Genomic DNA, 7,723 nt, shown 5'->3' on the forward strand with positions numbered 1-7,723 from the left:
TCAGAAACGCACCGTCGAGGACACGTGGCGCCACATCGGCCACCTCGTCGAAACCATCGAGGCAGCCGAATGCAAAAACTACTTCGCAAAAGCCGGGTACGCTTCCGTCAAAACGTGAAACGCTCTAAGGTCGGAAAACTAGGGCAGGCGGAACCTGTATTCCGTGACGTGGTGGTAGATCGCGCCCGGCCACAGCGTTGCTTGCGGGAAATAAGGCCGGTTCGGCGCGTCCGGCCAAATCTGCGGCTCCAGGCAGAAGCCGCAAAAGGCCTTGTAGTTCCGCGCTTCCAGCCCGGTGCGCGGCGTCACATACTGGCCGGTATAGAGCTGGACGCCGGGCTCGGTGGTCCAGACCTCCATCTCGACACCGGAACTGGCGCCTTGCGTCCATGCCGCCTGCTTGAGCGGCCCGCGTGCCGAAGCAAGGCAGAAATTCTGGTCGTAGGGCAGTTGATCACCCTCGGTTTCCATGCGCAGCGGCCGCGCCTGGCGGAAATCGAATGGCGTGCCGTCAACCGGCTTGACCACGCCTGTGGGGATCATGTCGCCATCGACCGGCAGGTAGGCGCCGGCATTCAGCATCATCCTGTGGTCGAGAATGTCGCCTGCGCCGCCATCATCCAGGTTGAAATAGGAATGCTGGGTGAGATTGCACAGCGTCGGCTCCTCGCAGGTGGCGGTCAGCTCGACGCTGAGCGTGCCGGGGATCTTCAGCCGGTAGGTGCAGGTGACGTCGAGCGCGCCGGGAAAACCCATCGTGCCGTCGGGATCGTGCAGCGTCAGCGTGACGAAATCCCTGCCATGCAAGGAAACCGTCCACGCCCGGTGGGAGTAACCTTGCGAGCCGCCATGCAGCGTATGCTTGTCGAGGAAGTTTTGCTCGGTCTGGTAGCGGCTGCCGCCAATGGTGAAGCGGCCGTCGCGGATGCGGTTGGCATAGCGGCCGACGACCGCACCGAAGAAGGCCGTATCCGTCTCGTAGCCTTCCAGACTGTCGTAGCCGAGCACCAGCGGAGCATCGTGCCCGGTCAGGCGCAAATCCTGGATGATCGCGCCCAGACCGATGATGTTGGCTGTGATGCCGCCGCCCCTGATCGTGAAGCGACGCACCTGCTCGCCAGCCTGCGTCGTGCCGAAAACCTCGCCGTCCTTCATCGCCATGCCCGTAAATGCCAGTTGATCCAGAAGACTTCGGCTGGTTTTTCCATGAGAGATGGGCAGGCCATCGGCCTCCCCATCTCAGGGATAGCCTATCAGAGGCCGAGGCCGCCGATGCAGACATATTTGGTGTCGAGATAATCCTCGATGCCCTGATGCCCGCCTTCTTTGCCGAGGCCGGATTCCTTGACGCCGCCGAACGGCGCTTCCGGCGTGGTGATGAGGCCTTCATTGACCCCGACCATACCGTATTTCAGCCCTTCCATCACTCGGAAGGCGCGGCCGAGGTCACCGGTGTAGAAGTAGCAGGCAAGGCCGAATTCGGTGTCGTTGGCGAGGGCGACGGCTTCCTCTTCGGTCTCGAACTTGAACACCGGTGCGACCGGGCCAAAGATCTCTTCCTTCATGAAGCGCATCTTGGGTGTCGCGTTGGCGATGACCGTCGGCTGGAAGAACGAACCGCCGAGCGCATGGCGCTTGCCGCCGGCAACGATCTTGCCGCCCTTTGATGTGGCGTCGGCGATCAGTTCCTCGACCTTCTCGACCGCCTTCTCGTCGATCAGCGGCCCCTGCTGCACGCCGTCCTCGAGGCCGGAGCCGACCTTCAGCGCGTTGCTGGCGGCAGCGAGCTTCTCGACGAACTTGTCATAGACACCTGCCTGGACAAGGAAGCGGTTGGTGCAAACGCAGGTCTGGCCGGAATTGCGGTACTTGGCGGTGATGGCGCCGGCGACGGCACGCTCGAGGTCGGCGTCGTCGAAAACGATGAACGGCGCGTTGCCGCCGAGTTCCATCGACACCTTCTTGACGGTGACCGACGACTTCTGGATGAGAAGCTTGCCGACCTCGGTCGAGCCGGTGAAAGTGATCTTCGACACCAGCGGATTGGCGCAGATCTCGTCGCCGATCTCGCTGGCCGAACCGGTCAGGATGTTGACGACGCCCTTGGGGAAACCGACTTCCTCTGCGAGCGCGCCCCAGGCGAGACCCGAATACGGCGTCTGCGACGCAGGCTTGACCACGGCGGTGCAGCCGGCGGCGAGCGCCGGGCCGAGCTTGCGGGCCAGCATCGAGGACGGAAAATTCCACGGCGTGATGGCGGCGATGACGCCAACCGGCTCCTTGGTCACCAGGATGCGGCGGTCCGCCCATGGCGACGGCACGACGTCGCCATAGGTGCGGCGACCTTCCTCGGCGAACCACAATATGTAGGACGCGGCCGAGCCGATCTCCCCTTTCGATTCGAACAGCGACTTGCCCTGCTCGATGGTCAGCAGTTCGGCCAGTACGTCCTGATTGTCCATCATCGCGTCGTGCAGCTTGCGCAGCAGCTTCGAGCGCTCGAGCGCGGTCGTCTTGCGCCAGGTCTTGAAAGCTTCCGCGGCGGCTTCGATGGCGCGGCGGGTCTCGGCCTTGCCCGACTTCGGCACGGTGCCGATCTTGAGACCGGTGGCCGGGTTGTTGACGTCGACCGTCTGGCCGCTGTCGGCCTGCACCCATTCGCCATTGATGAGATTGGCCTGCCGCATGAAATGGCTGGTTTTCTGAAGCATGCTATCCTCCGTTCGGCGCCCTGACGGGCGGGTCTGTGAAATCTTCGGTGCGCGTGCGCCATGGACTGAGGCCGGCACGCCGGAGCCACTGCTCTTTACCGAGGGCAAGGCACGCAAGCAATCGCAAGATGGCATATAGGGCTTGGGCCAGAGCGAGACGAGAGCAGGCTGACGTGCTTACACCGATGCCTTACCCGAAAACGTACAAGACAACAGTCAGCCAGAACGCGGTGGTGACGGCGGCGCAGGCCGTGGCGAGGGTCATCTGGTTCGACGCCAACGCCTGGCCGGTGTTGAACTGCACCGCGATCAGATAGGAATTGACGCCGGATGGCATCGCGGCCACCATCACCGCCACCTTGGCCGTCAAGGGCGGCATGCCGAGCAACCAGACGAAGACCAGCACCAGCGCCGGCATCAGGAACAGCTTCAGCACCGAAAGCGCCAACGCCGGCCGGACATTGCCCGATATGCCGAAACGGCGCAGGCTGAGCCCCATGGCGAACAGCGCCACTGGCCCGGCAGTGTCAGCCAGCGTATCGACCAGCCGCGTGGCAAGGTTCGGCAGCGGCGCGCCGGTTAGGCGCCAGGCCAGCCCGGCCAGGATACCGATGATCAGGGGATTGGTGAACAGCCTTCTCAGAAAGCTCTGGACGATGCGCAGCGGGTGTACGGGCTCACTGCCACCGCGGCCAAATATCTCGAACATGATGATCGAAGCCATCATCATGGTCGGCAGATGCACGGAAACGAGCAGCGACAGCACTTCGAATCCCCTCGACCCGAATACGCCGAGAATGAAGGGAATGCCCAGCAGCACCACGTTCGAGAAGGACGACGACACTCCACCGACGATGCCTGCGCGTGCGTCCCGCCCGAAAATCCGCGTCGTCACCAGATGGCCGGCAGCCCATGTCATTGCAACCGCCGTGAAGTAAGCGCCCCACAGCGGCCAAGGCGCCACGCCGTGGAAGTCGGACTTCACCATCGTCTGGAACAGCAGCAGCGGCATCGCCACGTTGATGGCAAATTCCGAAATCCCCTCGCCGCTCGCCCGCTTCAGATAGCCGGTGAGCCCGGCGAGGTAGCCGAGCGCGACAAGGCTGAAGACGAAAAGAACGGTTTCGGTGAGCGGAGACATTTTTACCGTGAGGGGCGGGTTTCCCGTGATAGGCGAGCCAGGACCGCGACGCAATCGCGCCTGAATTTGATCATCGTCGGCTGGCAGCGTTATAGAGGGCTTGGATCATCAGGGCGGACACGAACGACAAATGGCCTTTGTCCGACTCTCGAACCTCAGTCTTTTGCAGCGGGCATGGCTGACGGCTTTCGTCGCCGCACTGCTTTGTCTTGCCGCGACCGCGCTTGCAGTTGCCGAGACGAAAAGCGACGCGCGCAGCGTCACCGATCGAGGCCGCATTCACGGCGACGCTGAAGGTATTCACCAGGGAAGCCTTCCGATGCAATGGCCTTCGCGCAGAACAATCTCGGGGATGTCAGCTGGAATCGGGCCAGCTATGGCGGCGGCAAGGCCGAATATCAAAAGGCGATCGGATTCTTCGAGAACGCCAAGCAGGGTTTTACCGAAGCCGGCTACACCATGCCATCCCTCTCACCGTCTACGCTTCTCGCCCACCGCGCCTTGTCTTTCGGCCGGCTTTACCGTCCCTATATGTCCTGCCACCGGAACCCCTTGCCGGGAACCGCAGAAGGATAGCGGATGATTCGATTTGCCTTGGCGTTGTTCCTGCTTGTTGTTCCCGGCGTGGCGCACGCCACGGATGCAGGCTGGGCGCTGCTGCGCGATGGCGGGCATGTCGTGCTGCTGCGTCATGCCATGGTCACCGGCACCACCGATCCGGCCAATTTCGACATCGACAGCTGCGCCACCCAGGTGAACCTGTCAGCGCGTGGCAAGCAGCAGGCGAGCAAGATCGGCGCTCTGTTTGCCGCGCGTGCTGCACCGATCGAGCGCGTGCTGTCCAGTCGCTATTGCCGCTGCCTCGACACCGCGCGCATCGCTTTCGAGGCCGAGCCGGAGTTGTTTGCGCCGCTTGATCTCCTGAAGAGCGATCCGGCCGAGAAGGCAGCACAGCTCGACGCGATCCTGAAGGAAATCCGCGCCTATTCCGGCTCTGACAATCTGGTCATGGTCACCCATCTGGAAGACATCGTGGCACTGACCGGCGTTTCGCCACGCGAAGGCGAGGCCGTGGTCGTCGAGCCGCAGGGCGATGGCCTGCGCGTGCTCGGCCGGGTAACTTTTTAGACGCAGCACTCCATCGCTGACGCCGGAAGCAGTGTTGCCGAAATGCCACCGCTGCAAGAAGCCGCAAATTGGCCATGACAATGCCGCTTGCGACAACCCGTCGCAGGGTCTATAGGCGCGCTCCCGGTCACGAAAACCGAAGCGAGCACAACGGTTGGAGCTTTCGTATCCGCCCGTGCAGGCGGCTTTGCCGCCCTGTATACGGCGCCGCTTTGGCGATTGGGGATCGCGGATGTAGCTTAACTGGAAGAGCGCCGGATTTGGGTCCGGAGGTCGCAGGTTCGATTCCTGCCATTTGCACCACGGATAGCTCAGTTTGGGTAGAGCATCAGACTTATAATCTGACTGTCGAAGGTTCGATTCCTTCTCCATTTGGCCTTGAAAAGCCATCCGAAAAACGGTCCGGGGACTGGAATGTGAAAGACTGCACGGGTGACCCAAGCCCTCGGGCGCGGATCATCCAAGCGTCTTTCGCCATCGGCTCGCGGCCAGGTCCGCGGTGACGATCAAGGCGCAGCGTCGCCGGCAAGGGAGGCCAAGGCCTTCGGCGCCCGCTTCGCTGCCCCGCGATCCGCTCCCGAAGGCCCGCCACGGATTGATGCCACCAGTCCCCGGATCATTCGTGCCCGGACTACGACGTGAAACGAGAAACGAAAGGAACGATCGACGCATGACTTGACGCCTCGCATGGGGCCATGCCCGACAGGAGTAAGACAATGACCATTCTCGACAAGGTTCTTGGGCGCGAGCGCGTCCTCGTAAAGGAAAACGAACGTGCCCTCACCCTCCACAAGGGGGAAATCAAGACTGTCCTGCTGCCGGGCGAGCACTGGCTCGCCAATCGGCGCGGCAGCCTTGAAGTGTCCCGGCACGATCTGAAGAACCCGGAATTCGTTTCGGCATACGAGAAGGCGTTGTTCGACAAGCTCCCGGATGTGGCCGCGCGTCATTTCACCGTCGTTCGCACCGGGCGCACGGATGTCGCCGTCATCGAGCGTGACGGCAATCTGCACGCCGTGCTGGCACCGGACCGCAAGCTCGTGCTGTGGACGGATGCCGGCCCGTGGAAGGTGACGCTGATCGACACGTCAGTCGATCTCGCCATCGATGCGGCGGTCATGCGCCGGCTCGGCCAGGCCCGGAAGGCGGAATTGATGTCCGTCCATCCGGTCGTCGATGGTCAGGCCGGACTGCTGTTCATCGACGGTGTCCTGGTCAGGACGCTGACGGCGGGCGTGCATGGCTTCTGGAACGTCGGACGCATGGTGCAGATCAAGGTCGTCGACCTCAAGCGCCAGTCGCTCGACGTTGCCGGGCAGGAAGTGCTGACCAAGGATCGCGTGACGATCCGCGTCAACATCGCAGCCGAATACCGGGTCGTCGATCCGGTCAAGGCGGTCAGCATGGTGAAGGACTTCTCCGAAGCCCTCTACCGCGCCCTGCAATATGCCTTCCGCAAGACGCTTGGCGCGCTGACACTCGATCAGATCCTCGAAAAGAAGGTGACGGTCGATGAGGAAGCGGCAGCCAAGGTCCGCGCCGACATGGCCGAGATCGGCGTGGAGGTCAGCGATATCGCGCTCAAGGATGTCATCCTGCCGGGCGAGATGCGCGAGATCCTCAACCAGGTGGTGTCGGCCGAAAAGCAGGCCGAGGCCAACATCATCCGTCGCCGCGAGGAGACGAACGCGACCCGTTCCCTCCTCAACACGGCCAGGGTGATGGCGGAAAACCCGGTGATGCTGCGGCTGAAGGAGCTCGAGGCGCTGGAAACCATCGCCGGCAAGGTCGAGCGGCTGACCGTCCACAACGGAACGGGCGGGCTGCTGAACGATCTGGTCAAGCTTCGCGACAGCTGATGCATGTCGCCAAAAGTGTTCCGCTTTTGGAAAAACGACACGCATCGAAATAAGGCTGACGTCGCGTCAACAGAAGGGCCGCCGGGTAAACCGGCGGCCCTTCTTGCGTTTCGAAGGAACCCTACCCATCTGCGCCCGGCGTATCAGGCCTTTTCCTGCCGGAAAAAACCGATTAGACAGCGCCCAAACAAGATGCGGACAGATTCCGCCCGCAACCGAAGGAAAAGCCCTTGTCCACCACGTTCGACAAAGTCGCCAAGATCATTGCCGACACCAGCGAGATCGATATCGACACCATCACGCCCGAGAGCCATACGATTGACGATCTCGGCATAGACAGCCTCGATTTCCTCGACATCGTCTTTGCCATCGACAAGGAATTCGGCATCAAGGTGCCGCTGGAAAAGTGGACCCAGGAGGTCAATGACGGCAAGGCTTCGACCGACGATTACTTCGTCATGAAGAACCTGTGCGCCAAGATCGACGCTCTGGTCGCCGCCAAGACTGCCTGACGTCAGTTAAGCGCACGATCTTGACGCGCTCTGCCGCCTGACCCACAAAGCCGCACATGAGCAGCCCCCGCGACGTCGTCATATCAGGTATCGGCCTTGTCTCCTCGCTGGGGGAAGGCCCTGACGCCCACTGGCAGAAGCTCGCGCAACCGGGCCCGCAGCCGGTGCTCGAAGCGACGCGCTTTGCACCCTATACTGTCCATCCGCTGCCTGAGATCGACTGGAACCTGCAGATCGCCAAGCGTGGCGATCAGCGCCAGATGGAAACCTGGCAAAGGCTCGGCACCTATGCTGCCGGCCTTGCACTGGACGACGCCGGCATCAAGGGCAATGACGAACTCTGCGCGACCATGGACATGGTTGTGGCGGCCG

8 protein-coding genes, 2 tRNA genes and 2 pseudogenes are annotated in these 7,723 nt (G+C 62.3%); 8 read left to right on the top strand and 4 right to left on the bottom strand.

Annotation, left to right across the window (positions count from 1 at the left end):
* Positions 1-118, top strand: a pseudogene (locus EN914_RS38725) (IS630 family transposase); the annotation flags it as partial.
* A 20-nt stretch (positions 119-138) separates the two neighbouring features.
* Here EN914_RS38725 and EN914_RS17015 read toward each other — a convergent pair.
* From EN914_RS17015 to EN914_RS38325, 4 genes are all read right to left on the bottom strand, one after another.
* Positions 139-1,161 (bottom strand): aldose epimerase family protein, encoded by a 1,023-nt coding sequence (locus EN914_RS17015; protein WP_024501271.1) that lies wholly within the window; start codon positions 1,159-1,161, stop codon positions 139-141.
* Positions 1,162-1,253: 92 nt separating this feature from the next.
* A complete protein-coding gene (locus tag EN914_RS17020; RefSeq protein ID WP_013531228.1) occupies positions 1,254-2,711 on the bottom strand; it encodes an NAD-dependent succinate-semialdehyde dehydrogenase in 1,458 nt (485 codons plus the stop codon).
* 190 nt (positions 2,712-2,901) lie between these two features.
* Positions 2,902-3,852, bottom strand: coding sequence for an AEC family transporter (locus EN914_RS17025; RefSeq protein ID WP_024501272.1), 951 nt, complete (start codon positions 3,850-3,852; stop codon positions 2,902-2,904).
* Between the two features lie 70 nt (positions 3,853-3,922).
* A complete protein-coding gene (locus EN914_RS38325; RefSeq protein ID WP_032898557.1) occupies positions 3,923-4,156 on the bottom strand; it encodes a hypothetical protein in 234 nt (77 codons plus the stop codon).
* A gap of 20 nt (positions 4,157-4,176) precedes the next feature.
* Here EN914_RS38325 and EN914_RS39225 point away from each other — a divergent pair, with 20 nt between their 5' ends.
* From EN914_RS39225 to EN914_RS17060, 7 genes and pseudogenes are all read left to right on the top strand, one after another.
* Positions 4,177-4,428 carry a hypothetical protein gene (locus tag EN914_RS39225; protein ID WP_024501274.1) on the top strand — a complete coding sequence of 84 codons (252 nt, stop codon included), beginning with the start codon at positions 4,177-4,179 and terminating at the stop codon, positions 4,426-4,428.
* A 3-nt stretch (positions 4,429-4,431) separates the two neighbouring features.
* On the top strand, positions 4,432-4,980 hold the full coding sequence (locus tag EN914_RS17035; RefSeq protein ID WP_024501275.1) for a histidine phosphatase family protein: 549 nt from the start codon (positions 4,432-4,434) through the stop codon (positions 4,978-4,980).
* A 228-nt stretch (positions 4,981-5,208) separates the two neighbouring features.
* Positions 5,209-5,283 (top strand) — tRNA-OTHER (locus EN914_RS17040).
* 1 nt (position 5,284) lies between these two features.
* A tRNA-Ile gene (locus EN914_RS17045) sits at positions 5,285-5,351 on the top strand.
* Between the two features lie 345 nt (positions 5,352-5,696).
* Positions 5,697-6,839 carry a slipin family protein gene (locus tag EN914_RS17050; RefSeq protein WP_024501276.1) on the top strand — a complete coding sequence of 381 codons (1,143 nt, stop codon included), beginning with the start codon at positions 5,697-5,699 and terminating at the stop codon, positions 6,837-6,839.
* A 230-nt stretch (positions 6,840-7,069) separates the two neighbouring features.
* A complete protein-coding gene (locus EN914_RS17055) occupies positions 7,070-7,351 on the top strand; it encodes an acyl carrier protein (RefSeq protein ID WP_010909964.1) in 282 nt (93 codons plus the stop codon).
* A gap of 56 nt (positions 7,352-7,407) precedes the next feature.
* Positions 7,408-7,723: pseudogene (locus EN914_RS17060) on the top strand (beta-ketoacyl-ACP synthase); the annotation flags it as partial.

The organism is Mesorhizobium sp. M7A.F.Ca.CA.001.08.2.1, assembly GCF_003998455.1.
GTDB lineage: Bacteria > Pseudomonadota > Alphaproteobacteria > Rhizobiales > Rhizobiaceae > Mesorhizobium > Mesorhizobium ciceri.